At 44.5% G+C, this 26,969-nt stretch carries 26 protein-coding genes; 15 read left to right on the top strand and 11 right to left on the bottom strand.

What is annotated here, in order from left to right; all coding sequences use genetic code 11:
- Positions 1 to 31: 31 nt before the first annotated feature.
- The gene (rnjA, locus tag BLQ53_RS07845) at positions 32 to 1,699 is read right to left on the bottom strand and encodes a ribonuclease J1 (RefSeq protein ID WP_093726738.1); all 1,668 of its coding nucleotides are present in this window, start codon (positions 1,697 to 1,699) and stop codon (positions 32 to 34) included.
- Positions 1,696 to 1,908 carry a DNA-dependent RNA polymerase subunit epsilon gene (locus BLQ53_RS07840; RefSeq protein ID WP_093726737.1) on the bottom strand — a complete coding sequence of 71 codons (213 nt, stop codon included), beginning with the start codon at positions 1,906 to 1,908 and terminating at the stop codon, positions 1,696 to 1,698. The genes rnjA and BLQ53_RS07840 overlap by 4 nt, the downstream gene beginning before the upstream one ends.
- A gap of 464 nt (positions 1,909 to 2,372) precedes the next feature.
- Between BLQ53_RS07840 and BLQ53_RS07835 the strand changes: the two genes are divergently transcribed.
- A complete protein-coding gene (locus BLQ53_RS07835) occupies positions 2,373 to 3,146 on the top strand; it encodes a Cof-type HAD-IIB family hydrolase (protein ID WP_093726736.1) in 774 nt (257 codons plus the stop codon).
- A 34-nt stretch (positions 3,147 to 3,180) separates the two neighbouring features.
- Here BLQ53_RS07835 and def read toward each other — a convergent pair whose 3' ends face one another.
- Positions 3,181 to 3,735, bottom strand: a complete 555-nt coding sequence (gene def / locus BLQ53_RS07830) for a peptide deformylase (protein ID WP_093726735.1) — start codon at positions 3,733 to 3,735, stop codon at positions 3,181 to 3,183.
- A gap of 178 nt (positions 3,736 to 3,913) precedes the next feature.
- Between def and BLQ53_RS07825 the strand changes: the two genes are divergently transcribed.
- The 5 genes from BLQ53_RS07825 (at position 3,914) to lpdA (ending at position 9,717) form a co-directional block, all read left to right on the top strand.
- Positions 3,914 to 4,567 carry a YkyA family protein gene (locus BLQ53_RS07825; RefSeq protein WP_093726734.1) on the top strand — a complete coding sequence of 218 codons (654 nt, stop codon included), beginning with the start codon at positions 3,914 to 3,916 and terminating at the stop codon, positions 4,565 to 4,567.
- 401 nt (positions 4,568 to 4,968) lie between these two features.
- Positions 4,969 to 6,012, top strand: a complete 1,044-nt coding sequence (pdhA, locus tag BLQ53_RS07820; RefSeq protein WP_170829619.1) for a pyruvate dehydrogenase (acetyl-transferring) E1 component subunit alpha — start codon at positions 4,969 to 4,971, stop codon at positions 6,010 to 6,012.
- Between the two features lie 3 nt (positions 6,013 to 6,015).
- Positions 6,016 to 6,993 (top strand): alpha-ketoacid dehydrogenase subunit beta, encoded by a 978-nt coding sequence (locus BLQ53_RS07815; RefSeq protein WP_093726732.1) that lies wholly within the window; start codon positions 6,016 to 6,018, stop codon positions 6,991 to 6,993.
- Between the two features lie 24 nt (positions 6,994 to 7,017).
- The gene (locus BLQ53_RS07810) at positions 7,018 to 8,304 is read left to right on the top strand and encodes a dihydrolipoamide acetyltransferase family protein (protein WP_093726731.1); all 1,287 of its coding nucleotides are present in this window, start codon (positions 7,018 to 7,020) and stop codon (positions 8,302 to 8,304) included.
- Between the two features lie 3 nt (positions 8,305 to 8,307).
- Entirely contained in the window at positions 8,308 to 9,717 is a 1,410-nt protein-coding gene (lpdA, locus tag BLQ53_RS07805; RefSeq protein ID WP_093726730.1) for a dihydrolipoyl dehydrogenase, read from the top strand.
- Positions 9,718 to 9,735: 18 nt separating this feature from the next.
- Here the strand turns inward: lpdA and BLQ53_RS07800 are convergent, their stop codons facing one another.
- Both BLQ53_RS07800 and BLQ53_RS07795 read right to left on the bottom strand, forming a co-directional pair.
- Positions 9,736 to 10,761, bottom strand: coding sequence for a C45 family autoproteolytic acyltransferase/hydrolase (locus BLQ53_RS07800; RefSeq protein WP_093726729.1), 1,026 nt, complete (start codon positions 10,759 to 10,761; stop codon positions 9,736 to 9,738).
- An 822-nt stretch (positions 10,762 to 11,583) separates the two neighbouring features.
- Entirely contained in the window at positions 11,584 to 13,152 is a 1,569-nt protein-coding gene (locus BLQ53_RS07795; RefSeq protein WP_093726728.1) for a glycine betaine uptake BCCT transporter, read from the bottom strand.
- 210 nt (positions 13,153 to 13,362) lie between these two features.
- Here BLQ53_RS07795 and BLQ53_RS07790 point away from each other — a divergent pair, with 210 nt between their 5' ends.
- On the top strand, positions 13,363 to 14,196 hold the full coding sequence (locus BLQ53_RS07790) for a polysaccharide deacetylase family protein (RefSeq protein ID WP_244499285.1): 834 nt from the start codon (positions 13,363 to 13,365) through the stop codon (positions 14,194 to 14,196).
- A 26-nt stretch (positions 14,197 to 14,222) separates the two neighbouring features.
- Here BLQ53_RS07790 and BLQ53_RS07785 read toward each other — a convergent pair whose 3' ends face one another.
- Complete coding sequence (locus tag BLQ53_RS07785) at positions 14,223 to 15,695, bottom strand: aminotransferase class I/II-fold pyridoxal phosphate-dependent enzyme (RefSeq protein ID WP_093726727.1); 1,473 nt, start codon at positions 15,693 to 15,695, stop codon at positions 14,223 to 14,225.
- Between the two features lie 125 nt (positions 15,696 to 15,820).
- On the opposite strand from BLQ53_RS07785, the gene BLQ53_RS07780 reads away from it, so the two are divergent.
- A complete protein-coding gene (locus tag BLQ53_RS07780; protein WP_093726726.1) occupies positions 15,821 to 16,090 on the top strand; it encodes a UPF0223 family protein in 270 nt (89 codons plus the stop codon).
- A 38-nt stretch (positions 16,091 to 16,128) separates the two neighbouring features.
- On the opposite strand, the gene BLQ53_RS07775 is transcribed toward BLQ53_RS07780, so the two are convergent.
- A complete protein-coding gene (locus tag BLQ53_RS07775) occupies positions 16,129 to 16,752 on the bottom strand; it encodes a YktB family protein (RefSeq protein ID WP_093726725.1) in 624 nt (207 codons plus the stop codon).
- A 135-nt stretch (positions 16,753 to 16,887) separates the two neighbouring features.
- On the opposite strand from BLQ53_RS07775, the gene BLQ53_RS07770 reads away from it, so the two are divergent.
- Complete coding sequence (locus BLQ53_RS07770) at positions 16,888 to 17,076, top strand: hypothetical protein (protein WP_093726724.1); 189 nt, start codon at positions 16,888 to 16,890, stop codon at positions 17,074 to 17,076.
- Positions 17,077 to 17,119: 43 nt separating this feature from the next.
- Positions 17,120 to 17,920, top strand: coding sequence for an inositol monophosphatase family protein (locus BLQ53_RS07765; protein WP_093726723.1), 801 nt, complete (start codon positions 17,120 to 17,122; stop codon positions 17,918 to 17,920).
- A gap of 24 nt (positions 17,921 to 17,944) precedes the next feature.
- On the opposite strand, the gene BLQ53_RS18900 is transcribed toward BLQ53_RS07765, so the two are convergent.
- The 3 genes from BLQ53_RS18900 to BLQ53_RS07755 form a co-directional block, all read right to left on the bottom strand.
- The gene (locus BLQ53_RS18900) at positions 17,945 to 18,109 is read right to left on the bottom strand and encodes a DUF5325 family protein (protein WP_170829611.1); all 165 of its coding nucleotides are present in this window, start codon (positions 18,107 to 18,109) and stop codon (positions 17,945 to 17,947) included.
- Between the two features lie 16 nt (positions 18,110 to 18,125).
- Positions 18,126 to 18,329 carry a YlaI family protein gene (locus tag BLQ53_RS07760; RefSeq protein WP_093726722.1) on the bottom strand — a complete coding sequence of 68 codons (204 nt, stop codon included), beginning with the start codon at positions 18,327 to 18,329 and terminating at the stop codon, positions 18,126 to 18,128.
- Between the two features lie 119 nt (positions 18,330 to 18,448).
- On the bottom strand, positions 18,449 to 18,913 hold the full coding sequence (locus tag BLQ53_RS07755; protein ID WP_093726721.1) for a molybdopterin-binding protein: 465 nt from the start codon (positions 18,911 to 18,913) through the stop codon (positions 18,449 to 18,451).
- Between the two features lie 163 nt (positions 18,914 to 19,076).
- Between BLQ53_RS07755 and BLQ53_RS07750 the strand changes: the two genes are divergently transcribed.
- The 3 genes from BLQ53_RS07750 (at position 19,077) to pyc (ending at position 24,193) form a co-directional block, all read left to right on the top strand.
- Positions 19,077 to 19,367, top strand: coding sequence for an Fpa/YlaN family protein (locus BLQ53_RS07750; protein WP_038559874.1), 291 nt, complete (start codon positions 19,077 to 19,079; stop codon positions 19,365 to 19,367).
- 150 nt (positions 19,368 to 19,517) lie between these two features.
- Positions 19,518 to 20,762 (top strand): putative lipid II flippase FtsW, encoded by a 1,245-nt coding sequence (ftsW, locus tag BLQ53_RS07745; protein ID WP_093726720.1) that lies wholly within the window; start codon positions 19,518 to 19,520, stop codon positions 20,760 to 20,762.
- Positions 20,750 to 24,193, top strand: a complete 3,444-nt coding sequence (pyc, locus tag BLQ53_RS07740) for a pyruvate carboxylase (protein ID WP_093726719.1) — start codon at positions 20,750 to 20,752, stop codon at positions 24,191 to 24,193. The genes ftsW and pyc overlap by 13 nt, the downstream gene beginning before the upstream one ends.
- Before the next feature lie 34 nt (positions 24,194 to 24,227).
- On the opposite strand, the gene BLQ53_RS07735 is transcribed toward pyc, so the two are convergent.
- Positions 24,228 to 25,136, bottom strand: a complete 909-nt coding sequence (locus tag BLQ53_RS07735) for a COX15/CtaA family protein (protein ID WP_280137063.1) — start codon at positions 25,134 to 25,136, stop codon at positions 24,228 to 24,230.
- A gap of 266 nt (positions 25,137 to 25,402) precedes the next feature.
- On the opposite strand from BLQ53_RS07735, the gene cyoE reads away from it, so the two are divergent.
- Together cyoE and BLQ53_RS07725 are read left to right on the top strand one after the other, a co-directional pair.
- Complete coding sequence (gene cyoE, locus BLQ53_RS07730; protein ID WP_093726717.1) at positions 25,403 to 26,338, top strand: heme o synthase; 936 nt, start codon at positions 25,403 to 25,405, stop codon at positions 26,336 to 26,338.
- Positions 26,339 to 26,379: 41 nt separating this feature from the next.
- Positions 26,380 to 26,964 carry a GNAT family N-acetyltransferase gene (locus BLQ53_RS07725; RefSeq protein WP_170829610.1) on the top strand — a complete coding sequence of 195 codons (585 nt, stop codon included), beginning with the start codon at positions 26,380 to 26,382 and terminating at the stop codon, positions 26,962 to 26,964.
- Positions 26,965 to 26,969: the final 5 nt, after the last annotated feature.

The raw sequence follows: 26,969 nt of genomic DNA, 5'->3' as shown, positions 1-26,969 counted from the left end.
AAAAGCCTGAGCGCTATGCTCAGGCTTTTTATCATACTTCCATGATGATCGGAAGTACCATTGGGCGGCGTTTCGTTTTTTCGAACAAGAACGGCGCAATTGTATCTGTAATTTCATTCTTGATTTCAGACCATTGTGTTGTTTTTCTTTCCATCACTTTATTCAAGTGGGCAGAAACGATTTTTTGAGCCTCATTGATAAGATCTTCTGATTCACGCATATAAACGAAACCGCGAGAAATGATATCCGGGCCGGAAGCGATGCGGAATTCTTTCATATTGATGCTGACAACGACAATGACAAGTCCTTCTTCAGATAGGATGCGGCGATCACGCAATACGATATTACCGATATCGCCGATACCGCTGCCGTCTACATAAATGGAACCAGATGGAATTTTACCTGCAATGGCAGCACTATCTTTACCTAATGCCAGTACATCACCGTTATCCATGATGAATGAATTCTCTTCGCTAATACCAGTAAGCTTACCAAGTTTCATATGCTCTACCAGCATACGGTATTCCCCGTGTATTGGCATGAAGTACTTCGGATTCATCAAGCGAAGCATTAGCTTCTGTTCTTCTTGACTGCCGTGACCGGAAGTATGGATATTGTTCAACGCGCCATGAATGACGGCTGCTCCTGCACGATACAGCATGTTGATAATACGGCTTACACTAATCGCGTTACCCGGAATCGGGGAAGACGAGAAGACAACCGAATCGCCAGGCTGAATTTGAATCTGACGGTGTGTTCCGTTAGCAATTCGAGAAAGTGCAGCCATTGGTTCACCTTGGGAACCGGTACATAGAATAACAACTTCATTCGCTGGCAGACGATTAATCTGGTGCGAATCGATGAACGTTTCTTTCGGTGCATTGATGAATCCAAGTTCGATACCAAGATTGATATTTGTTTCCATGCTTCTTCCGAAAATGGCAACTTTACGGCCTGTTTTCACAGCTGAATCGATTACTTGCTGCAACCGGTGGATATTGGAAGCAAAAGTAGCGAATATCAAGCGGCCATCGACGCGTCTGAAAATATCGCTGATGCTTTCACCGACAACACGTTCAGACATGGTGAATCCTGGCACTTCACTATTTGTTGAGTCGGAAAGTAAGCAAAGCACGCCTTCTTTGCCGATTTCAGCCATTTTCGCTATATCAGCTGGCTGTCCGACTGGAGTGAAATCAAATTTGAAGTCACCAGTATGCACGATGTTGCCGGGAGGGGTCTTAACGACTACACCGAATGATTCCGGAATACTGTGCGTTGTACGGAAGAAGCTGACAGAAGTCTTTCTGAACTTGATAATGTCATCTTCACCATAAATGTTAAGCTTGGCATTTCGCAAGAGGCCATGCTCATCCAATTTATTTTTGATCATTCCCATCGCAAGCTTCCCTGCATAAATTGGAATGTTCACTTCTTTCAAGAGGTAAGGTACGCCGCCGATGTGGTCTTCGTGACCATGTGTAATGAACAAGCCTTTGACTTTGTCCTGATTTTGCACGATGTAAGTGAAGTCAGGAATTACATAGTCAATACCAAGAAGCTCGTCCTCCGGGAATTTGATTCCTGCATCGATAATGATGATTTCATCCTGGAACTGGACCCCATACATGTTCTTGCCGATTTCTCCGAGTCCGCCAATGGCAAAAACAGCTGTTTGGTCATTTTTTACGAATTTCATTTCGCTTGCTCCAGGTTGAAGTTTTCGGATTGTTTTTCATATTCAAGATGTGCTTCATCGAGCGGCTGGATGAACTCGATGTTAATTGCACGATCTGCTAATGTTTTTCGAACCTGTCTGACGTTTTCCGCTTCCATGTACAAGCTCTCAGTGCGCTCGCGTACAGGAATCTCGGAAGGGTTTTCCTGATAATATACTTTAAATACCATATCTATCTCTCCTATTCTCATGGTTGACAAAATTGCTTTCTATCCATAACGAACGGAGCAAGTCTGTATAAAACCGAATTGCTGGCGTATTGCTATTCAGTTAGATCTTGTCCGCACGTAGTAGGCACTCGTCGTTTTTGGCCAAATAAATCTTTCCACCGTTTCTTTAACTTTTCCTTCAAACGCTTGAGCACACGAAGCAACTCCTTTCGTTTCGCAGAAAAGCAAGAAAAAACGTTTACCGGTCCAATCCCTCTTACTTACAGTATAGTATGAAAACGCTAAGATGGAAACAAAAACAAAGCATACTTTCAAAAAAACTGCCGATAAAAGGAAGGGGATGGTTGTTTTCTCTTGGGATTCATGTAAAGATATTTTTCGACGAACCTGCATAACTTATACTCGATTATAAGAAGTGGCGAGGAAAGATGCAAGGGCAGGAAAGACTAGGAGGAGGATGTACTATGGGGAAAAGTATCGTATTCTTGGATATCGATGGCACAATCCTGAATACAAAAGGTGAAATTCCAAAGGCAACCAAAGAAGCTGTCCGCGCGTTAAGGGATAACGGGCATTATGTGGCGATAGCGACGGGAAGAGCTCCATTCATGTTTGAGGAAATCCGCAATGAATTGGAGATCGATTCTTTCGTGTGCTATAACGGTCAATATGTCGTATTTGAAGGGGAAGTCATCCATCGCAATCCGATTGAACGACAGCACTTGCTGCGTTTATATGATGAAGCGTCCGAAAAAGAACATGCCATGGTTTTCATGGGTGATACGATCATGAAGGCATCGGAAACGGACAATGGATTTATCCGGGACAGCCTAGCGTCACTTGGATTTACATATCCTGAAATCGATAAGGACTATTTCCACCATGAACCAATCTACCAAGCACTTCTATTCTGCGAGGAAGAGGAAGAAGCAGCTTATTCCGCGCATCATGAGCATGTACGTTTCATAAGATGGCATCCTCTTTCCTGCGATGTCCTGCCTGGTGACGGCTCCAAAAAAATCGGTGTGATGAAGCTGCTGAAAGCAGCAAATATTTCTGTGCAAGCAGCTTATGCGTGTGGAGATGGGCTGAATGACTTGGAGATGATAGCATTCGCGGGTACAGGCATTGTAATGGGGAATGCCGTTCCTGAACTGAAAGAGCTTGCCGACATCCAAACGGCACATGTCGATGAAGACGGACTTGCACTAGGCCTGAAGAAGGCCGGCTTGATATAAACAAAAATGCGCACTCTGGCTGAGTGCGCATTTTTTATAGTTCAATTGGTTTGGAGTTCTCCGGTTGAGCGAAGGGGTCGTCCTTGTTGATGCGATCATAGAACATCGTTCCGTTTAAATGATCGATTTCATGCTGGAAGACAACAGCTGCATAGCCCTTGAGCCGCAATTTTACTTCTTTGCCTTCCAATGTGACAGCTTTGACTGTGATACGGGTATACCTCGGTACATAGCCGGGTATTTCGCGATCGACGGACAAGCAGCCCTCACCGCTCATCAGATACGTATTTTCGACAGAATGACTGACGATTTTTGGATTGAAAAGACCGTATTCATAGAAGGTTCCGTTTGGATCTTCGAAATAGACCGCAATCATGCGTTTGGAGAGGCCGATTTGCGGTGCTGCCAGGCCTACACCCGGACGGAGGTCGTATTTTTTCGCTATTTCCTCATCTTGGCTATTCTTTAAGTACTCTAGCATTTCTGTCAATGTTTGTTTATCTTCATCCGAAGCAGGCAATTCGACTTCTTTTGCAACCTGTTCGAGAATGGGATTGCCTTCACGGATAATGTCATCCATGGTAATCATGCTGATCACTCCTTGCGCTGTTACTTTTCCGTTCCTTAGTGTATCACAAGAATGTCTGAATGACACCAGAATCAGTCTGCAGATTCGTTATCGTATTTCTTTAACGTTTTGAGGCTTTGTTATACAATGTAGGAGAATACATAGAAGCTGTGGGAAACATGGCAGAGGAGGATACGTTTTGCGCAAGTTAGGAATAGGCCTACTCCTGATGGGGAGCGCCGTGGGACTCACTGCATGTAACAATGCGTCGCCGGAGGAGCAGGTTTACAATCACTTGGAGGAGACTATATCCCTTGAATCAGGATATGTCGAACAGCAAGATTCTTTGACGGACCTGGAGAAGAAGGAACAGGATTTATACAATGAGATTTTACAGTACGGTGAGGATGAACTGGATCAAATCAAGAGCAAATCAAAGGAAGCAATCGACTTGATCGGACAGCGCAAGGATGCGCTAGCTAAGGAAAAGGAAAGCTTGGATGAAGCAGAAGCGGAATTCAAGAAAATCGATTCCATCATCGATGATCTCCAAAGCGATGATGCCAAAGAAAAAGCACAAACACTTTATGAAACGATGGAAGCCAGATATAGTGCTTACGAGAAACTCCATGATGCTTATACAAAAGCTTTGGATGAAGATAACGTTTTATATGAAATGTTTCAGCAAGATGATATTACACAGGATGAATTGACGAGCCAAATCGAAAAAATCAATGCTGGCTACGAAGAAATCAAAGCGGCTAATGAAGAATTCAATAAAGAGACAGAAGCATTCAATGAACAAAAACAGCAGTTCTATGAAGCGGCTGGTTTGAATGTGGATATGGAATGAATAGAAACCCTTTTCTCGGAATGAGAAAAGGGTTTTTTATTTCACTGATACAGTATTAAAATATTGTGTAGTACAGTTGGTGAACCGATAATTGTGAAGATTTCTTTAATAGCGTTTTCATAAATAATCGGCAATATCCAATCTAAGATGTTGACGTTTTCCGGCAAGATAAGCTAAACTATAACAGGACATGAATTGTATCACTTTTCGTTATCATGATTTATGTAACAGTTTTGTGTACTTCTGTTGTAACCGGTTAAAAGAGGGGATGCAGCGGGTACAGTAAACTATTGTGGTACTTCCTGTGTTTTTGGAAAGGCTATTACAGTAAATATAGTTCTAGGAAGGATAGGTGACTAGCTTTGAAACGTACGCTAGAAGGTATTGAAGAACAGTTTGAAATGTTTCAAATCCTTAACGAAGATGGCGAAGTTGTAAACGAAGAAGCTTTGCCGGATTTGTCAGATGAAGAATTGAAAGAATTAATGCACAGAATGGTATATACGCGCATCCTTGATCAGCGCTCCATTGCATTGAATAGACAAGGTAGACTAGGTTTCTACGCACCAACAGCAGGTCAGGAAGCTTCTCAGCTTGGAACGCATTTTGCTTTGGAGAAAGAAGACTTCATCCTGCCTGGATATCGTGATGTACCGCAGCTTATCTGGCATGGTCTTCCGCTTTATCAAGCATTCCTATTCTCCCGTGGACACTTCCATGGCAACCAGTTCCCTGAAGGTGTAAACGCGCTAAGCCCGCAAATCATCATTGGTGCTCAGTATACGCAAGCAGCTGGTGTTGCATTAGGTATGAAACGCCGCGGTAAAAAATCCGTAGCAATTACTTATACAGGTGATGGTGGTACGTCACAAGGTGACTTCTACGAAGGTATGAACTTCGCAGGGGCATATGATGCACCGGCTATCTTTATCGTACAGAACAACCAATTCGCAATCTCTGTGCCTCGTGAGAAGCAGACAAAAGCGAAAACACTTGCTCAGAAAGCAGTTGCAGTGGGAATCCCTGGCATCGTTGTTGATGGTATGGATGTCCTTGCGGTTTATGCAGCTACTAAAGAAGCTCGTGAGCGCGCAATCAACGGCGAAGGCCCTACATTGATCGAAACGCTTACTTACCGTTACGGTCCACACACAATGGCTGGTGACGATCCGACTCGCTACCGTACAGAAGATATGGATACTGAGTGGGAAAAACAAGATCCATTGGTACGTTTCCGCAAGTATTTGGAAGCTAAAGGTCTATGGTCCGAGGAAGAAGAAAACAAAGTGATCGATCAAGCGAAAGAAGAAATCAAAGCTGCGATCAAAGAAGCGGATAACTATCCGAAAATGAAAGTATCCGACTTGATCAACAATATGTACGAAGTCCTTCCTTCTAACCTTGAAGAACAATTGGAAGTGTACAAAGAAAAGGAGTCGAAGTAAGTCATGGCACAAATGACAATGATCCAAGCAATCACTGATGCTCTACGTACAGAACTGAAGAATGACGAAAACGTTATGATCTTCGGGGAAGACGTTGGTAAAAACGGCGGTGTATTCCGTGCGACTGAAGGTTTGCAAGCTGAATTCGGCGAAGAGCGTGTATTCGATACACCGCTTGCTGAGTCTGCAATCGGCGGTATGGCTGTAGGTCTTGCACTTGAAGGTTTCCGTCCGGTACCGGAAATCCAATTCTTTGGTTTCGTTTACGAAGTAATGGACGCAATCAGCGGACAATTGGCTCGTTTGCGTTATCGTTCCGGCGGCACACAGAATGCACCGGTTACAATCCGCGCGCCATTCGGCGGCGGTGTGCACACTCCTGAATTGCACGCGGACTCCCTTGAAGGACTTATGGCACAGCAGCCTGGTCTTAAAGTGGTCATCCCATCCAACCCTTACGATGCAAAAGGTCTATTGATCTCTGCGATCCGCGACAACGATCCAGTTATCTACCTTGAGCACATGAAACTATACCGTTCTTTCCGTGAAGAGGTTCCTGAAGAGGAGTACACTGTAGAACTTGGTAAAGCTGCTGTTAAGCGCGAAGGTACAGATGTGACGTTGATCGCTTATGGCGCGATGGTGCAAGCGTCCATGAAAGCGGCTGAAGAGCTTGAGAAGAACAACGTATCTGCTGAAGTTATCGACTTGCGTACTGTAAGCCCGATCGACCTTGATACAGTACTTGCTTCCGTTAAGAAAACAGGTCGTGTAGTTGTTGTACAAGAAGCACAGCGCCAAGCTGGTATCGCTGCTCACTTGATCTCTGAGATCCAAGAGCGCGCTATCCTTCATCTTGAAGCTCCAGTAATGCGTGTGGCTGCACCGGATACTGTATTTGCTTTCTCGCAAGCAGAAGAAGTATGGCTACCAAACCATAACGACATCGTAGAAAAAGCGAACGAAGTAATCAATTTCTAAAAGCAGAATCAGGAGGTAATTATTTTGGCTTTCGAATTCAAAATGCCGGATATCGGTGAAGGTATTCACGAAGGTGAAATCGTAAAATGGTTCGTCAAAGAAGGCGACACGGTAGCAGAGGACGACGTACTTTGCGAAGTGCAAAATGATAAAGCAGTTGTAGAAATCCCTTCTCCATATGAAGGTAAAGTACTTAAGATCTCTGTTGGTGAAGGTGAAGTTGCGATTGTTGGCGATACACTTATCACTTTTGAGGGTGAAGGCGGCGAAGAAGGAGGAGATGCTCCGGCTCCAGCTGAGCAGGAACAGACTTCCATCCAGGCTAACGCTACTGAATCCAACGAAACAGTAAAAGAAATTAAAGAAGAAGGCCCTAAAGCTGAAGTTTCCGGTGAACTTATCATCGCGATGCCTTCCGTACGCAAATACGCTCGTGAGCAAGGCGTTGATATCAAACAAGTATCCGGCTCTGGTAAGGGCGGACGTGTGCTAGCGGAAGATATCGACAGCTTCAAAAACGGTGGTGCTGCAGCTGCTCCGCAAGCTGAAGCTGCAAATGAGCCTGTTGCTGAGCAAAAAGCATCTGCTCCAGTTGTTTCTGGTGATGAATACCCTGAATCCAGAGAGAAAATGAGCGGTATCCGTCGTGCAATCGCTAAAGCGATGGTTACTTCCAAAACTACAGCTCCTCACGTTACATTGATGGACGAAGTAGATGTAACGGAGCTTGTTGCTCATCGTAAGAAATTCAAAGCTGTTGCAGCTGAAAAAGAAATCAAGCTTACGTATCTTCCATACGTTGCCAAAGCGCTTGTTTCTGTATTGAAAAACTTCCCGATCTTGAACTCTTCCATCGATGATGCGACAGACGAGATCGTTACAAAACATTATTACAACATCGGTATCGCAGCTGATACTGAAAAAGGTCTTCTTGTACCAGTTGTAAAAAATGCGGATAGCAAATCCATCTTCACTATTTCCCAGGAAATCAACGAGCTGGCTGTTAAAGCACGTGATGGAAAACTTGCTCCGAATGAAATGAAAGGTGCTTCAAGCACAATTTCTAACATCGGTTCTGCTGGCGGTCAGTGGTTCACTCCGGTAATCAACTACCCTGAAGCAGCTATCCTAGGTGTTGGACGTATCGCTGAAAAAGCGATTGTTAAAGACGGCGAGATCGTTGCAGCTCCAGTACTAGCACTTTCTCTAAGCTTCGACCACAGAATCGTTGACGGTGCAACTGCTCAAACAGCGATGAACCACTTGAAACGTCTATTGGCTGATCCACAACTAATCATGATGGAGGGATAAGAAATGGTAGTAGGAGACTTCCCAATCGAATTAGATACACTTGTTGTAGGTGCGGGACCTGGCGGCTATGTAGCTGCCATCCGCGCTGCACAAGAAGGGCAAAAAGTAACAGTAGTAGAAAAAGGAAACCTTGGCGGTGTTTGCTTGAACGTCGGCTGTATTCCTTCCAAAGCATTGATCCAAGCTGGTCACAAAGCGGAATATGCTCATGGTGATGCTGATCTAGGTATTTCTACTGAAGGTGCAAAAGTAGACTTCTCTAAAGTACAAGAATGGAAAGCTAGTGTTGTAAACAAGCTTACTTCTGGTGTTGGCGGTCTATTGAAAGGTAACAAAGTAGATGTTGTCAGCGGTGAAGTTTACTTCGTAGACAAAAACACTGTTAAAGTAATGGATGAGAAAAGCTCTCAGACTTACACTTTCAACAACTGTATCATCGCGACAGGTTCTACACCTATCGAGCTTCCTAGCTTCAAGTACACGGATCGTGTTCTGGATTCTACAGGTGCTCTTAACCTTAAAGAAATTCCTAAGAAACTAGTCGTTATCGGCGGCGGTTACGTAGGAATCGAGCTTGGTACTGCTTATGCTAACTTCGGTACGGAAGTTACTGTCCTTGAAGGATTGAAAGATATCCTTGGTGGTTTCGAGAAACAAATGACATCACTTGTTTCCCGTAAACTTAAGAAAAAAGGCGTTAACATCGTTACAGAAGCTATGGCTAAAGGCGTAGAAGAAACTGCTGACGGCGTAAAAGTAACTTATGAAGCAAAAGGTAAAGAAGAAACTATCGATGCTGATTATGTACTTGTTACAGTTGGTCGTCGTCCGAATACTTCCGAACTTGGTTTGGAAGGAGTCGGTATCAAGATGACTGATCGCGGTCTTATCGAAATCGATGAGCAATGCCGTACAAACATCGAGAATATCTATGCAATCGGTGATATCGTGGAAGGCCCGCCACTTGCACACAAAGCTTCTTACGAAGGTAAGATTGCTGCGGAAGCAATCAGCGGTAAGCCATCTGCTATCGATTACAATGGTATTCCGATGGTAGTCTTCTCTGAGCCTGAACTTGCTTCTGTAGGTCACACAGAGCAGTCTGCTAAAGATGCTGGCTACAAAGTCAAAGCTGCTAAATTCCCATTTGCTGCAAACGGTCGCGCGCTGTCTCTTAATGATAGTGATGGTTTCATGAAACTTATCACTCGTGAAGAAGACGGTGTCATCCTTGGTGCTCAAATCGCTGGTCCTAACGCGAGCGATATGATTGCTGAGCTTGGCCTTGCGGTTGAATCCGGAATCACAGCTGAAGATATTGCACTTACAATCCATGCTCACCCATCTCTTGGTGAGATCACGATGGAAGCTGCTGAAGTTGCAATCGGCACACCGATCCATATCGTAAAATAATTGGAAAAGAGCCTATCCCTAGCGGATAGGCTCTTTTTTTAGTGTTCCATAGATGCTCTTGAGCTTCAAATCATTGCCTGCAAACCAATCCGCAACATCCACATCTAATCTTTTACCCCGGGCCAGGGCTGTCATCAGCCGTTTTGTATGAAAAGAATAAGCAATCGTGTGTAAAGTACCGAACAACTGGTCATAGTCTTCAAAGAAAAGTGGAGAAGCCGGATTTGAGAAAAGTGAATGTAATTCCTCTTGGGTCATATTTGATAAGTCCATCCTTGAAAGAAAGCCATCTCGCTTCGCAGAACTCGTCATATCTTGACGATTAAACGCTTCTAGTTCAGCTTTCATAAAGTGATTGACACAATTTAATCCTGAAGGCGAGGATCTCACGGAAATTTTTTCAGGGGTTGCTTCTATGACAGCATATGTACCGTTGGCATCCCCGAGAGAGAAGTTATAGCAGGCTGCATGTGGAAGGTGTTCAAATAAGTCAATAACCTGTTCGACTGTTTCACAAGTGTCCAGTGCTATCCGAAGGGCAGTCCAGGCAGATACACCTTTTCGGTATTTTGTATTACTCACAAAATGCAGGCCGATTGCCAGACCTTTCTCATTGACGCCATCATGTCTTCCGATCAGTTGAAGATTGTAGCCGATTGATCCAAACGCTTCATTTGGTGCAATAAAGCTAAGACAATGATCATAAAGAGAAGGATCAAAGTCGTAGTTACGTACATAATGATTTTTATCGACATAAGCTGTACAGCCAAGAGCTTGCGGTCTCAATAGATTGTAGCCACTGTATAATACAGCAGCATCCGGTAGAGCAATACCTAATCCATCAGCCAAACCATGCAGCTCATCCAGCAAATGAGGAGCATGAGCAGAAAACAAATCTTGAATCTCTGTATAATCAGTTTGCATGTCGGAAAGCTGGTTAAATTGTTTGAGAACTGGATTTTTGGAATAAACAGCTGCCGTATTCCTTCCTATTTCGTAAGCACTGCCTCTAAATTGGATGATGTCAGCTTTCATTTCATCCATATAATCACTCCTTTTGAGGATTAATCCTCGCTAAATTTGAAGTGTTGGAACACCCCTGTGATAACATAGCGTTTGCGGATAGAAAATAACTTAGGAAGAAGTTGGCGCTGTTACTGAATCAAAATGGCCTTCCTATCTAATTTTAAAATTAACTTGAATAATAGTTTAAATGGAACTATGAGGTACGGCTATGATGATAACAATAGAAGATATACCAAAATGTAAAGTCGTATATTTTAGAACAGTAGATCCGTATGGAAGCTAAGAAAGTTTTCAGATGATGAGGATTTTTAAGCGGTGGATCAAAATAACGATTTAATCCATAAACAACAAATATATAGTATTGCGCAAGATAACCCAGAAATTACATAAAGAGTGCAGGTATGACGTCATGCTCCCAACTAAACGGTATTTTACTGATGATTCATTGGTTAATCATGGTGTATTCGGAGGAGGAAAGTACGCAATTTGTGTTATCCAAGATACAACGCAGGCAGTGAATGATTTTTGGGAAAACATGAATACCTCTAATAAAAGGAGAAATTAACGCTTGGAGCTTTTGACAAGATTTGTGAATTTTTAGTGCCTGTACAATGATATAAGCGGTATGAGATACAAATAAATGACATGATCAGGCTGCCATGCTACCAGTTTTTATGGTGCGTAGCAGCTGAATTTTTTGGATACGCTCCTGCTTATAATACTTCATATTGACTCTGACATACAGTCTTTATGCCGCATTTCTCCCAAAAAAATACCCTCCAAATGAACACATGTCATTTGAAGGGTATTATTATGTCCATTTGGTTAGATTAGTTTAATTTAATCGTCCGTCTTTTGTCCCTGTTTCGTTTTTTTATCTATCAAATTTAGACGTTTTGCTTCCTTGCCTAAAGTCTTGATGAGTGAAACTACGACAAGAATCATGATGATTGCAAATGGGAAGGCTGCTATGATCGAAGCTGTCTGCAGTGCACCGAGACCATCTTCCCCACCAACCCACAACAAAATTGCTGCAGTTGCTGACTGGACCAATCCCCAAATCAATTTGACTGTCTTGGAGGGGTTCAAATCTCCATTAGTCGTTTGCATTCCTAGTACGAATGTAGCTGAATCCGCAGATGTGATGAAGAATGTCGCGATAAGCAGCAAAGCCAAAACGGAGAGAATCATTCCTCCAGGAAGCTGCGTCATCATAGCAAACAAACCTACTTCCTCGCCTAGTGATGAAATATCACTGAACAGGTCGATGTTTTGGAAATACTCCATGTTGATGCCTGTAGCTCCAAATACAGCGAACCAGATTGCACCAAAGATTGTTGGTACCAGCAGTACACCAGTTACAAATTCTCTTATCGTGCGGCCGCGTGATACTCTGGCGATGAATGTCGCGACAAAAGGTGCCCATGCGATCCACCAAGCCCAATAAAACAATGTCCAATCTCCAATCCAGGAGTTGTCTGTATCATAAGGCGTCAGACGCATGCTCCATTCTGGAAGATGCTGGACGTATTGTCCCAATGATGTAACAAGGGAATCAAGAATAAAATTGGTCGGACCAAGCAAAAGTACGGCAAGCATTAGCAACACAGCAAATATTATGTTGGCGTTACTGAGAATTTTAATTCCTTTGTCCAGGCCGCTCAATGCCGATCCGATGAAAAGTACTGTAACGACAATAATAATCAGCAGTTCTGTCGTGAAGGTCGGTTCGATTCCCTCAAATAAATAAGAAATTCCCCCGCTGATTTGAATTGCACCAAGGCCCAGCGATGTAGCTACACCAAAAATAGTCGCAAAAACAGCAATGATATCGATGACTTTTCCCAGTGGGCCGTGAATCCGTTCCCCGAATACTGGTTCCAAAATGGCGCTTATCACTCCGCCGCTGGATTGTTTACGGAAGGTAAAGTAGGCAATTGCCAACGCTAAGGTAGCGTAAATAGCCCAAGGGTGCAGTCCCCAGTGGAAAAAGCTATAAGAGATGGCGGTCGTACCTGCTTCGGCTGTTCTGGCTTCGTCGACCACAGATGGAGGGGAATTAAAGTGGTTGAGAGGTTCTGATGCTCCCCAGAATACTAGGCCAATCCCCATACCGGCACTAAATAGCATCGCAAACCAAGACATATAACTATATTCCGGTTTGTCATCTGGTTTTCCCAGCGTGATTTTTCCATACTTCGAAAAAATCAAGAAAAAAGCGAAACCTAATAGTAACGTAGCGGTCAGTAAATAAAACCAGCCAAAACGATCGACTAGGAAGCTCTGTATGACAGTTGTTACATTATTGACATTACCGTTTGGCAGGATGGATTCTGGAATACTTCCCCAAATAAGAAAAGCAACCACAATACCAATTCCCCACCAAAATACACTTGTCGTTTTCTTCATAAGTAAATCCTTTCTGCTTTAAAGTTTGTATAACGTTGCACAAATTACTATTATAACAATCTCTACTTCACCTTCCTACCCGTCTCGACAAATTAGTAAACCATGACCGGTTCCTTTCTCCTAAACTCGACATGAATTGACCTTTTCGCATTACAAGTCCAAAACTTTCCACTATAATGGCAGTATTATGTCAAAATGGAGGGTTTTACAGTGAAGAGATTTTTAGTATTTCCCATGCTCTTATGCTTATCCGGTGTCTTGATCAGTGGTTGTGCCAGTTCAGGACAATCGAGTGAAGATACGGAACAGACCGAAACCACGGCGAGCACTTCTGCTTCTGGAGATGAGCAGGGAGAAGATGGAGGAGAACCGGCAGAACAAGAACAAGAAGCAAAACAAGAAGAAAGGCAGGAACCTCGATACAAAGTGTCGGAAGTCTCTTCCATTGTTCCGCTTGATGATGCTGAATCGCAGGTCGCGCTCCTGACTTTTGATGATGCACCGGACAAGCATGCACTTGAGATAGCCGAATCATTGAAGGAAGCTGACGCACCGGCGATCTTTTTTGTGAACGGTCATTTTCTGACGACGGATGAAGAGAAACAAACATTGAAAAAAATTCATGACATGGGGTTTGCAATCGGAAACCATACCTACAGTCATGCCAATTTAAATGACTTGACGGACGAAGAAGTGAAAGAGGAGATTCTAAAAGTAAATGAGCAAGTAGAGGAAATCACAGGGGAAAAGCCGGAATTTTTCCGAGCTCCATTCGGCGAAAACACGGATTACAGCAGACAGCTGGCTGAAGATGAAGGAATGACAGTGATGAACTGGACGTATGGTTATGACTGGGAAAGCCAATACCAAGACAGTGGTGCTTTGGCTGATATTATGGTCAATACGGAACTGTTGGGAAATGGTGCCAATTTACTTATGCATGATCGGGAATGGACAGCAGGTGCCGTTCCTGCCATTGTAAATGGACTAAGAGATAAGGGGTATCAACTTGTCGACCCTTCTGAAATAGAACGTCCATTATAAAAAAAACTCCCCAAATGGGGAGTTTTTTAACGAAATGCATGATGTTCTTTGATTACCCGGATGTATTCAATCGATTCATCCATCAATCCTTGCACTGGCAGGCCAGCTTCAAGATTTCGGTTGATATAGCTGATATTTTCGACACTGATAATTTCACCTGGTATGAAAATCGGAATGCCGGGCGGATAGACCATGATGGATTCAGCGCTGATCCGACCTTCTGCTTCTTCAAGCGGAATAGTTTCGGTATCTGCATAAAAAGCTTCGCGCGGGCTTAAAGACAAGACAGGTATTTCAGGTACAGATACTTCCATTTCCGAAAAAGAAATAGCTGCTTGGTGAAGGTCTGCTAAATCCGTCAATGCATCCAAGAGTTGTTGGAGATCTTCTTCTGTATCCGCGGGCGTAATCAAAAACAATAGGTTATACAAGTCAGATAGCTCGACTTCGATATTTTTTTCTTTCCGAAGCCAGCGTTCTGCTTCACTGCCTGATATACCAAGCTGCTTTACCGATACGAGCAGTTTGGTTGGATCCATGCTAAAAGCAGCCTCTGAGCCAAGAATTTCTTCACCGGCGCAATACAGTCCAACAATATCGTTTATTCGCTGGCGTGCGTCATTTGCCAGTCTGATGGCATGGGTGTTCATTTCCTGCCCTTTGGTGGCGAGCTGGCGACGCGCAGCATCGAGTGATGCAAGCAGGATATAGGAAGTGCTCGTCGATGTGAGCATGGAAAGCACGGTCTGTACTTGTTCATGCCGCACCAAACCCTCCCGCAAATTCAAAATCGAGCTCTGCGTCAGAGAACCTCCAAGCTTATGCACGCTGGTAGCAGCAAGATCTGCGCCTGCAGCCATCGCCGAAACCGGCATGTCGTCATGGAAATGAATATGGACGCCATGTGCTTCATCAACCAGGACAGGTATTTCAAAACGGTGTGAAATATCTACAATACGGGTTAAATCCGCTGCCACGCCGAAATAGGTCGGATTGATGACAAGCACAGCTTTTGCATCGGGATTCGCTTCCAAAGCCTTCTCGACAGCCTCTGGTGTGATACCGTGTGATATGCCGAGTTTATCATCCAGTTGAGGATGCACAAAAACAGGGATTGCACCGGAAAAGATGAGTGCACTTGTCACGGATTTATGGACGTTCCGCGGTACGATGATCTTATCTCCCGGTTTGCATACACTCATGACCATGGCCATGATCGGAGTGCTTGTACCCTGGACGGAAAAAAAGGTGTAATCCGCACCAAAGGCAGTGGCTGCAAGCTGCTGAGCTTCTTGGATCATGCCGTGCGGGTGATGCAAGTCGTCCAGAGGTTCTATATTTATCAAATCGATGGATAGGGCATTTTCGCCGATGAATGCAGAGAATTCCCGATCCATTCCTTTGCCGGTTTTATGTCCTGGAATATGGAACTGTAATGGTTTGTTCGCGGCATGTTTGCGCAGACCATCGAACAGTGGTGCTTGTTCTTGTGAAAACATCTTAGCTGACACCTCTTTACATGTTAAAAACAAAAGAATTATAGCAAAACTGTATCCTGATTACTAGCATCGCATGAAAAGTTATTTTCGTGTTACACTATTATCCAGGGAAAAGGAGGGATAGGATGAATTACAGCTATCCGATAGATGAAACTTGGACGAAAGAAGAAATCATTGATGTAGTGAATTTCTTCTCTTTGGTGGAGCGTACGTATGAGGAAGGCATATTGCGTGAAGACCTGCTGCTGGCATATGAACGTTTCAAGCAGATTGTACCTTCCAAATCGGAAGAAAAGCAGCTGGACGCAAAATTTGAAAAAGATTCCGGTTATTCCAGCTATAGAGCAGTCAAAAAAGCAAGAGCAGCTGCATCGGGTGAAAAAATCACCATGTAAAAAAATCCCCTCCTATTGCAGGAAGGGGATTTCATGTATCATGCAGGTTCAAAAGCGGCCTGCTCATACAAAATGGCTGTATGTTTCAGGACGTCCTGACATACGTTAAGGAATGTTTCCTTCGAAGCTAGCGCTGGGTCATCAGGCTGCAAATGGACGCCGCAGACAAGTTCCGCTTTTTTGATATGCTGCAGTCGGTCTGCGATCTTGTCGAACAGATCGTCGGAGATAGGGGATGCATCCGGCTTCATATGGTCCATTGACCAGACATAATGGGACGGGATAGAATCCAATATCTGCTCTTTCGCTTCTGTCATTTTGTGTCCGACGGTTTCCTTTAAAGGACTTTCGTAAATAAGCGCAAATTGGACGAATACATGCGTTCCCCACAGTCCAATCTGGAAATGAGGCAGCTTCTTATATCCGCGTTTGCTTGAAGCAAGGGCGGACCATGTGTCGTTCGGTGGATTCTTTGTGCGGCGCGCGTGCTTTGCTACGTGGACATACATATCATGATCTGTCACTTGCTCTGCATAAGGCGCAAGCTCGGAAGCGAGCATCTCTAGTTTAGGAGACAAGCGGCTGCGGAGCTCTTCCATTCTTTCTTCCAATCCATCTATTGAAAAAACATTGAAATCTTGTTTCGTGAATAATGCGGTCATTATTGTCACTCAATCTTCCTTCATCATACCTGTCCAATAGGCAAATTGCAAGCGAGGAAAGGTTTACAATCCGCTCTGCAGTGGTAAAAAGAAACAACTTCACTGTTTGGAAAAATAAGATAGGAGGAAGCGAAGATGCGCGATGTGATGGAAGCTTTAAGGAAAAGAGAAGCGGAAGAAAAGGTTCCTGCTATACGTCTTGAAATAGATTATTACCTTATGACCCTGTACGATGCCATGCAGGAAGATGATGAAAATGCAGTCAAGCTAACAAAAGAGAAGCTTCAAGTGCTCAGCGAACAATTGAACGGGTTCGAATCATGAGCATAATTGTGATAAGCTAGTGGAAAGAATGGGGGATTGCATGATGGAGCAATCAATGAAGCATACATTGCATAAGCAAGCACAGCAGTGGGTACTGGAAGCAGGGCGGCTTATCAAGGAGAAGATGGATGAACCATTGGAGATCATGACAAAGTCGAGCCCGAAAGATCTTGTAACAAAGATGGATAAGGCAGTGGAATCCTTCTTTTTGGAAAAAATCCGAGAAAACTACCCTTCACACAAAGTGTTGGGGGAGGAAGGCATCGGGGAGGCTGTATCCGAGACGAAAGGGACGGTTTGGATAATCGATCCGATAGACGGTACGATGAATTTCGTCCATCAGAAAACCAATTTTGCCATATCGATAGGGATCGTACACGACGGAATTGCGGAAATCGGAGTAATCTACAATGTAATGGAAGATACGCTTTATCATGCCAAGCGCGGAGAAGGGGCATACAAGGATGATGTTAAGCTGCCGATGCTTCCGGAAAAGACGATTGATCAGTCCATCATCGAGCTGAACCATTTCTGGCTCTGTCCTAATCGACGTGTAAATGAAGAAAAACTGCAGAAGCTTATTTATCGTGCAATGGGAACACGCGCCTATGGTTCGGCGGCATTGGAGCTTGCTTTTCTTGCCGAAGGGATAACGGATGCTTATTTGACCTTCAGCCTGCAGCCTTGGGATTATGCTGGCGGCTTTGTGCTATTGCACGAAGTGGGAGGCAAGCTGACAGATGCAACAGGTGAGCCGGTCGATTTCTTGAATCGGACAACGATAGTGGCAGCCAACAGCAGCATCCACAAGGAATTGATTGAAGAATATATTGAACTAAAATAAAAAAGACGGGTTGTCCCGTCTTTTTTATTGTCCTTTTCGTTTTGCGAAGATACCGGCACCCATGATGAAGAACCCGGCAATGATGGCTGCTGTCATCCAGCCGTAATTCTGGTAGCTGATCGTCACACCGGCTGCTACGAAACAGGCAATCACCAATATGGAAGTTAGTAAAGCCAATCCTTTTGACATCGTGTCACCCCATTTATCATATTAAAGGTTCATCTGTCTTCTTTTCCCGGTACAAATTGAAATTACCAGTCGCTTTCCGTTCCTTCGTCCGCAATGAGATACGATCCGAGCAATCGCTGCATAAATGCATCGTATTACGCCGGTTCCGCAATTTCTTTGCATGCGGACTTCCATCATATATTTCTTCGACTTCATCGCAGAGTACACATTTCACACGCATGCTATCACCTCAGGAGAGTATAATACCTTTTCAGTTTACCATACGATCAGGCAATGTGCGTATGCTGCTGAAAGTCTCTATCAGTCATATCCGCTCGGAAAAAATCCTATACCAATAACTTAGCAGATTTTTATCTGGCGGATAGCTTTGATGGGATCTTCTTTCCTGCTTGGCAGGTAGCAGTGGGCAGGACCGGATTCTTTGATGCTGCGTCCGTCAATGGCAAATAGGAACAAACTGGCTTTAAGCTCGTCCAAGGGAACGGTTTCCTCCCCATTTTCTGTCACAAACATTGCATGCGTGGCATCGTCTTGTATGCCTGCTGTGGAGAGAAAATCAGCAATAGGCATAACATAGCTGTTCTCCAGGGCCAGCTTTCTCTCTTCCCTCGTAAGGCTCTTATTGATAGGGGGCTTCATTTTTTGCTGATAAACAGAACGGTCCCAATGCTTTTCTTCTACGGCGGGAACTGGCTCGATTTCTTTAAAAGCGTTTTCAAAAAGGATTTTGCGATCGTCGAAAATCCAGACGGATGGATCGAGTGTGAGTGGGAAGTCCACTTTCCCTGTCAGGGTGATTACCATATGATGACACTTCCTTTTCCAGAGTATCTATAGATATAGCTTAACATAAAGAATGTGACAAGTGACAACGATTCGACAAAATTAATAGGTGGACGTGTCTTGCAATTTAGCAGGACTACCGCTAGAATTGTAAAGAAGAAGTCTGTTTAACGGAGGGATAATATTGATATCTGAGATCACCGTTAGTAATCAAGAGAAAGCATATGCCCTTCTTTTGGCGGATGCTGATAAAATACTTAAACTAATCAAAGTACAGATGGACAATTTGACGATGCCGCAGTGTCCGCTATATGAAGAAGTACTCGATACACAAATGTTTGGTTTGTCACGTGAAATAGATTTTGCAATTCGATTGAACCTTGTGAAAGAAGAAGATGGAAAAGAGCTTCTTGAAAACTTGGAAAGACAGTTGAATGTGCTGCATGAAGCGGCACAGCGGTCTATGCGTCCGTAACAGGACACAGCCGTCTGCAATTGTTTGTACGGGCATCCCATATGAAAGATGAAACCCCATTGCCCATTTTTTATTGGCGGGGTTTTTTTATTATTCTATGAATCTGGCGGTTTAAGACGTTCGTAAAATACATACTATGGGAGCTTTAAGATGAAAAAAAGATTGCGTAATTTCGATTTTACTTTACTATTCACTCCATTGCTGCTGACGGCTTTCGGGGCAGTGATGATTTATAGTGCAAGCTATACGGTAGCGGTTGTCAAATTCGATCAGTCGGCCACTGCATTCTTTGTCAGAACCTTGATCTGGATAGGTTTGGCGATACCTGTCTTTGCCTTTTTCTGTTTTGTGCCATATCAGAAGTTCCAAAAATGGATTAAGCCTATCATGGTAGTCATTATCCTGATGCTTATAGCGGTATTGTTCACTGACAAGGTCAATGGCTCCAGGTCCTGGTTCAGTCTTGGATTCTTCAGCCTGCAGCCGGCAGAATTGGCAAAAGTGGGTATGATCATTTATCTATCTGCGGTTTATGCCAAGAAGCAGAAATATCTGCACAGCTTCTCAAAGGGTGTGCTGCCGCCTTTGATCGTGTTGGGAATCATACTTGGTTTGATCGTCATTCAGCCTGACGTAGGTTCTGCTTCGATTGTGTTCCTGATTTCTTGCTCGATCATCCTTAGTGCAGGAATACGATTCAAGCATATGGCCATCTTGATTTTGGCGGGCGTTATATTGATCCTGGCAGTTTTGCCACATATGGTCAATGAAGAACGTATATCCCGCTTTACAGGAGCTTATAAGCCATTCGATGAGGAGCACGTCCAGGATGATGGATTCCAATTGGTCCAATCCTATCTGGCAATCGGAAATGGTGGCATTTTAGGAGATGGGTTGGGACAAGGGGTTCAAAAGCTCGGTTATCTACCGGAGCCGCACACGGATTTCATAATGGCCGTCATCGCCGAAGAGCTTGGATTCATCGGTGTTGCTGCTGTTTTAACTATGCTGGCGATCATCGTTTTGCGCGGCTTCTATATAGCCAAGCAATGCCGTGACAGCTTCGGTTCTTTATTGGCAATAGGCATTTCGTCGATGGTGGGGATCCAGACTTTCATCAACCTGGGTGCAATCACCGGTCTATTGCCAATTACAGGTGTGACACTGCCATTTGTCAGTTACGGCGGTACATCCTTGATGATTCTATTCGCCTCCATGGGGATTTTGAATAATATTGCCAGGTATGTACGTTCACAGGAACTGATTGTGTCGGAGAGTACCTTCACGCAGGACAAGCGGGGAAGACGTCCCTCCAATCGACAGAGGATCCGCACTACTAGTACAACTACACAAACCAGGGGAAAGACTAGAGGAGGAGAACGATGGACGAACTAAGGGGAATCAATAAAGTATTGGTAGCAAACAGAGGGGAAATTGCGATTCGTGTATTCCGGGCTTGTGTCGAGCTTGGGATACAGACGGTCGCAATTTATTCAAAAGAGGACAAATCCTCCAGTCACCGCTTCAAAGCGGATGAAGCATACTTGGTAGGTGAAGGCAAAAAGCCGATTGATGCCTATCTTGATATCGAGAATATTCTAGAAATTGCAAAAACTTCCGGTGCGGATGCTATTCATCCGGGTTATGGATTCCTATCCGAAAACATCCATTTTGCCAGACGGTGTGAGGAGGAAGGAATCATCTTCATTGGTCCGCGCAGTGAACAACTTGACATGTTCGGGGATAAAGTGAAGGCAAGACAGCAGGCGCTGCTTGCAGAGATACCGGTCATACCTGGTAGTGACGGGCCGATCCAAGGTCTGGATGAAGCGGAGGCATTCACTGAAACCAACGGCTACCCAATCATCATCAAAGCGTCCTTAGGAGGCGGCGGCCGCGGTATGCGCGTTGTCCGATCTGCCGAGGAGCTGGCTGAAGCATACGAGCGAGCAAAATCCGAAGCGAAAGCTGCATTCGGCAGTGATGAAGTATATGTAGAAAAGTTAATCGAAAATCCGAAACATATCGAGGTACAAATCCTAGGGGACAGAGCCGGAAATGTCATTCATTTGTTCGAACGTGACTGTTCGATACAGAGAAGACATCAAAAAGTGATCGAAGTGGCACCAAGTGTCGGTCTTCCTGAAACGCTTCGTACTGCTATTTGTGATGCGGCAGTGAAATTGATGAAAAATGTTTCCTATTTGAATGCTGGAACAGTTGAATTCCTTGTGGCAGATAACCAATTTTACTTCATCGAAGTCAATCCACGTGTCCAAGTGGAGCATACAATCACTGAACTGGTTACCGGAGTGGATATCGTTCAGACGCAGCTATTACTGGCACAAGGGTACAGTCTGTCGGATGATCGCCTTAACATTCCTTCCCAGTCTGAAATCAAAACGAATGGCTATGCAATCCAGGCTCGCGTAACCTCGGAGGATCCGCTTAATAACTTTATGCCGGATACTGGTAAAATCATGGCTTATCGTTCCAGCGGCGGATTCGGTGTCCGTTTGGACGGTGGAAATGCCTTCCAAGGTTCCGTCATCAGCTCCTATTATGATTCTTTGTTGGTAAAAGTATCTACATGGGCAGCGGATTATAAACAAGCTGCTTACAAGATGGAAAGGAACCTTCGCGAATTCAGGATTCGAGGCATCAAAACCAACATACCATTCCTTGAAAACGTCATTCTGCATGAAAAATTCCTGGCAGCTGACTATACGACTGGCTTCATTGATGAAACACCGGAACTGTTCGTCTTTCCGAAACGTCAGGATAGAGGGACAAAAATGCTTCAGTATATCGGTTATACAACTGTCAATGGATTTGATGGCAGCGGTAAAGTCGAGAAGCCTGATTTTCCGATACCAAGAATTCCGAAGCTTGCAAAAGGTGTCGAATATCAACATGGTACGAAGCAGATTCTGGACGCCCATGGTCCTGAAGGGCTTGCAAACTGGCTGAAAGAACAAGAAGAGGTCTTGCTGACGGATACGACTTTCCGCGATGCACACCAATCACTTCTTGCAACACGTGTACGTACGAAAGATCTTTTGACGATTGCTGAACCGACTGCCAAACTATTGCCCAACCTATTTTCTGTCGAGATGTGGGGAGGGGCAACCTTCGATGTTGCCTATCGATTCCTGAAGGAAGATCCGTGGGAGCGGCTGGCTAAACTTCGGGATAAAATGCCAAATGTATTGTTCCAGATGCTCCTTCGAGCAAGCAATGCAGTAGGGTATAAGAATTATCCAGACAACGTCGTGGAGAAGTTTGTCAAAGAAAGCGCAGAAGCTGGTATTGACGTATATCGTATCTTTGACAGCTTGAACTGGATTGAAAATATGAAGCCGGCAATCGAAGCCGTACGCAAACAAAATAAAGTTGCAGAAGCTGCGCTTTGCTACAGTGGCGACATCCTGGATCCATCCCGGACGAAATATGATCTCGCATATTATACGAAGATGGCAAAAGAGCTGGAAACAGCTGGTGCCCACATCATCGGCATCAAAGATATGGCAGGCCTGCTCAAACCACAGGCTGCGTATGACCTGGTCAGCGCTTTGAAGGATACCGTATCCATTCCAATCCATTTGCATACGCATGACACGAGCGGGAATGGCGTCCTAACGTACGTGAAGGCTGTTGAAGCTGGTGTCGATGTGGTCGATGTCGCAGCGGGTTCCATGGCCGGACTCACTTCCCAGCCAAGTGCCAGCACATTTTATCACGCGATGCAGGGGATGGAACGCAGACCATCAATCGATGTCGAAAATTATGATGAACTCGGATCTTATTGGGAAGATGTGCGCAATCGTTATAGCGACTTTGAAAGCGGGATGAAAGCCCCTCATGCAGAAGTCTATTTGCATGAAATGCCAGGCGGTCAATACAGCAATTTGCTGCAGCAGGCTAATGCGGTCGGTTTAGGTGACCGCTGGGATGAAGTGAAAGTCATGTACAGAAGGGTGAACGACTTATTCGGCGACGTCATCAAAGTAACTCCATCTTCCAAGGTTGTAGGAGATATGGCATTATTCATGGTGCAAAACGACTTGGATGAAAAGAGTGTCATCGAAAGAGGAGCTTCCCTTGATTTCCCGGACTCTGTAATCGAATTCGCCCAAGGCTATCTTGGTCAGCCATATGGCGGTTTCCCGAAAGAGCTGCAAAAGGTGATCGTCAAGGATCGGGAAGTGATTACAGCTCGCCCCGGTGAATTGCTTCCGCCGGTAGAGTTTGATCAGCTGCGCAGTGAACTTCAGGAAAAGATGGAGGATGAAGCTACCGAGCAAGATATCGTGGCATATTCCCTTTATCCGAAAGTGTTTGAAACATACACCGCATTCAAGGAAGCTTATGGCGACCTGTCTGTTCTGACAACTCCGACATTCTTCTATGGCATGAAGCTGGATGAAGAAATCGAAGTGGAAATCGAGCCAGGAAAAACCTTGATCGTCAAGCTGGTTGCAATAGGCGAGGCGGGTCCGGATGCGATGAGGACAATCTACTTTGAGTTCAACGGACAGCCTCGTGAAGTGCTTGTGCGTGATGAACAGGTACAGGCGACAGTCAAAACAACGCCAAAAGCGGATAAACAGAACAAGAAGCATATCGGTGCAACAATGCCTGGTACAGTCATCAGGGCGCTGGTAGCTCCTGGTGAGCAAGTACAAAAAGGGCAGCAGCTGCTTGTCACAGAGGCGATGAAGATGGAAACGACAGTGCAGGCGCCATTCGATGGAACGATCAAAGGTGTCTATGTAAAAGATGCGGAACCTATCCAAGTTGGGGATCTGCTTGTGGAATTTGAATAAAGGAAAATCCACTGCCATAGCGGCAGTGGATTTTTTAATGTTCTTTTTCATATTTCGCGCTTCGGAAGGACAGCATGATGTAGTAAGTCATGATTCCGAAGTAGACGCTGATGATCAAGGAATGCAGTAAGGCTACCATTAGATTCATGCCGGTGAAAATGACAAGCACACCGACGATTGCTTGTGCAGCCAAAAGACAGAAACTGATGATCCAGCCCCTGGACATCACTGCATGTCCTTTGTAATGGCGGATCACTTGGATCATGATGATGAAGGACCAGACAAGCGCCAGCATAGCTGCGCCTCGGTGCAGCATCTGCACCAGCTGTGCCGCACTTAATCCAAACAAACCTGGATCGGAGTTGGAACAAAGCGGGAAGTCTCCGCAGACAAGACTTGCATTCATATGGCGTACAAGTGCTCCCGTATAGACGACGAGATAAATATAAATGGTATGCAGATAAAATTGAATCCGCATCCCTTTCCGGATTACAAGTGCACGGGCATCAAACTTCTTGTCCACTTCAAAAACCAGTAGTGTGAGCAGGAGTACAGAAGCGAAAGATATAAGCGAAATGCCGAAATGAAGTGCCAGTACTGTATCGGATTGCTGCCAAACAACCGCTGCAGCACCAATGAGTGCTTGGAGAATCAAAAAGAATACTGCCACTATCGACAGGAATTTCACTTCGCGGATATGACCGATTTTGCGCCATGCGAAGATTGCAAGCAAGATAATGACGATTCCCATTGCGGATGATACGAAACGATGGGCAGACTCGATGACAAGCTCCGGTGTTACATTGGTCAAAGCTCCTTCACATAAAGGCCAGCTCTTTCCGCAGCCATCCTCGGATCCCGTTTTGGTAACAAGGGCGCCGCCCAACAAAACGAACAGCATACCCACGGTACCAGTCACAGATAAGAATTTCAATAATTTCACGTATATACACCTCTTGTTTACAAACTTGAAGCAATGATAAAACATCATGCCTATCGTAACACGAAAAACCTTTAAGAACAGAAGTATTTCTTGTCAATTTTATGACCTGTAGCAGCCCTTTCTTTAGAATTGGGCTAAACAGAGTAAGCGTTAGTTCAGCAAATTGTCAAAAACGATTTCGTTTAATGAAGGTAGACGTGTTACAATATTGAAAGTGTGATAAAATACAAGAATTATGTGTAACCAAGCAGAAAGGATGTGCTGGTGTGGATAAGATCGAATCAACTTCTTCTCAAGTGTTGAACGGTGCCGAACAGGCAGATTCTACTACTAGTCTTTGGACAGACTTTAAGGCACTTATAAAAACAGGTATTATAAATTCGAATCTATTGACCGCTTTTGGTGGTTTTTGGCTCGCACTTTATATGACAAATGAGCAATTCGTCGACCATATCCCGACTTTTATTTACATGATGATCGGTAGCGGACTGGTAATTGCAGGCGGTTGTGTCATCAATAACTATTATGATCGTGATATTGACCATATCATGCAAAGGACGAAGAAACGTCCGACTGTAACAGGATCCATTCCTCTTTCTGTCGTACTGACGATGGGGATCAGCTTCACGGTACTTGGTGTCGGGTTCCTTTTCCTGACAACATGGCAAGCAGCAGCAATCGGAATGTTTGGCTGGTTTGCTTATGTAGTACTTTATACAATGTGGTCCAAGCGTCGCTACACAATCAATACAGCGATCGGGAGTTTTTCAGGTGCGGTTCCCCCGCTGATTGGTTATGCTGCCATCGATGGAGGTTTGAGCACAGAAGCTTGGATCGTCTTCGCCATCATGTTTATCTGGCAGACACCGCATTTCTTGGCATTGGCCATGAAAAAAGCGGAAGATTACAAAGCAGCGAATATCCCGATGCTGCCATCTGTATATGGTTTTGGAATAACCAAACGTCAGATTGTCGTTTATACAGCATGTTTGCTCCCGCTGCCATTTTATTTAACAACGCTCGGAACAGTATTCGTCGTTATTGCCAGCGTATTGAATGTTGGATGGCTTGCGATCGGCATCGCTGGATTCTTCATGAAAGATGACTTGAAATGGGCTACATGGATGTTCGTTTACAGCCTGAATTATTTGATGATCTTCTTTATCGCGCTTGTTGTGTTTACAACACCTGCGATATTCTGATTACAAGATGGGACACTTCCTTCATAAGGAGGTGTCTTTTTGTGTTTACGGAGGAGGAAATAGCGGGAATAAGAACGATAAATGTGCATCGGGGAGAGGAAAAGATGGATATGGAAACGCCGCGTTTAAACTTGAAAGCCGTGACACTGGAAATGGGGAAACAGCTCGTTCGTTACCCGGTCACCTTCTTTTATGAGCAGGACATATCGTATGTGACTGATTGGCCGACCAATGCCTTGAAGGCAGAGCTGCCCTTTTATTTAGAGGATATCGAAACCGGACAGGCTGGTTTTGGATACGGGCCATGGGTCTTACATACAAAATACAAAAAGGAAATGGTCGGTCACGTTATTGTCAAGCAACCTGAAAATGATGCTCTCCAAGCGGGGCTGTATTTTCACATCCGCAAAGGGATGGCCGGAAAAAGATATGAAGATGAAGCAATTGTGAGCATTTGCGATTGGCTCCTGAAACAAGGCATTGAAACAATCCATGCCTATTGCAAACCGGATGAAGCACAAAAGCAGCAAGTCCTGACAAGGTGCGGCTTTCAAAAGCTTGGCCAGATTGATGGTTTAGTCCAATTCAGAACGCATGGACAATTGCTCCCTGCGGATGGTATGTGAAGCTT

The organism is Terribacillus halophilus, from assembly GCF_900101385.1.
Lineage (GTDB): Bacteria > Bacillota > Bacilli > Bacillales > Amphibacillaceae > Terribacillus > Terribacillus halophilus.
Note: the sequence above shows the minus strand (reverse complement) of the source record. Positions and strands in the feature narration are given on the sequence as shown.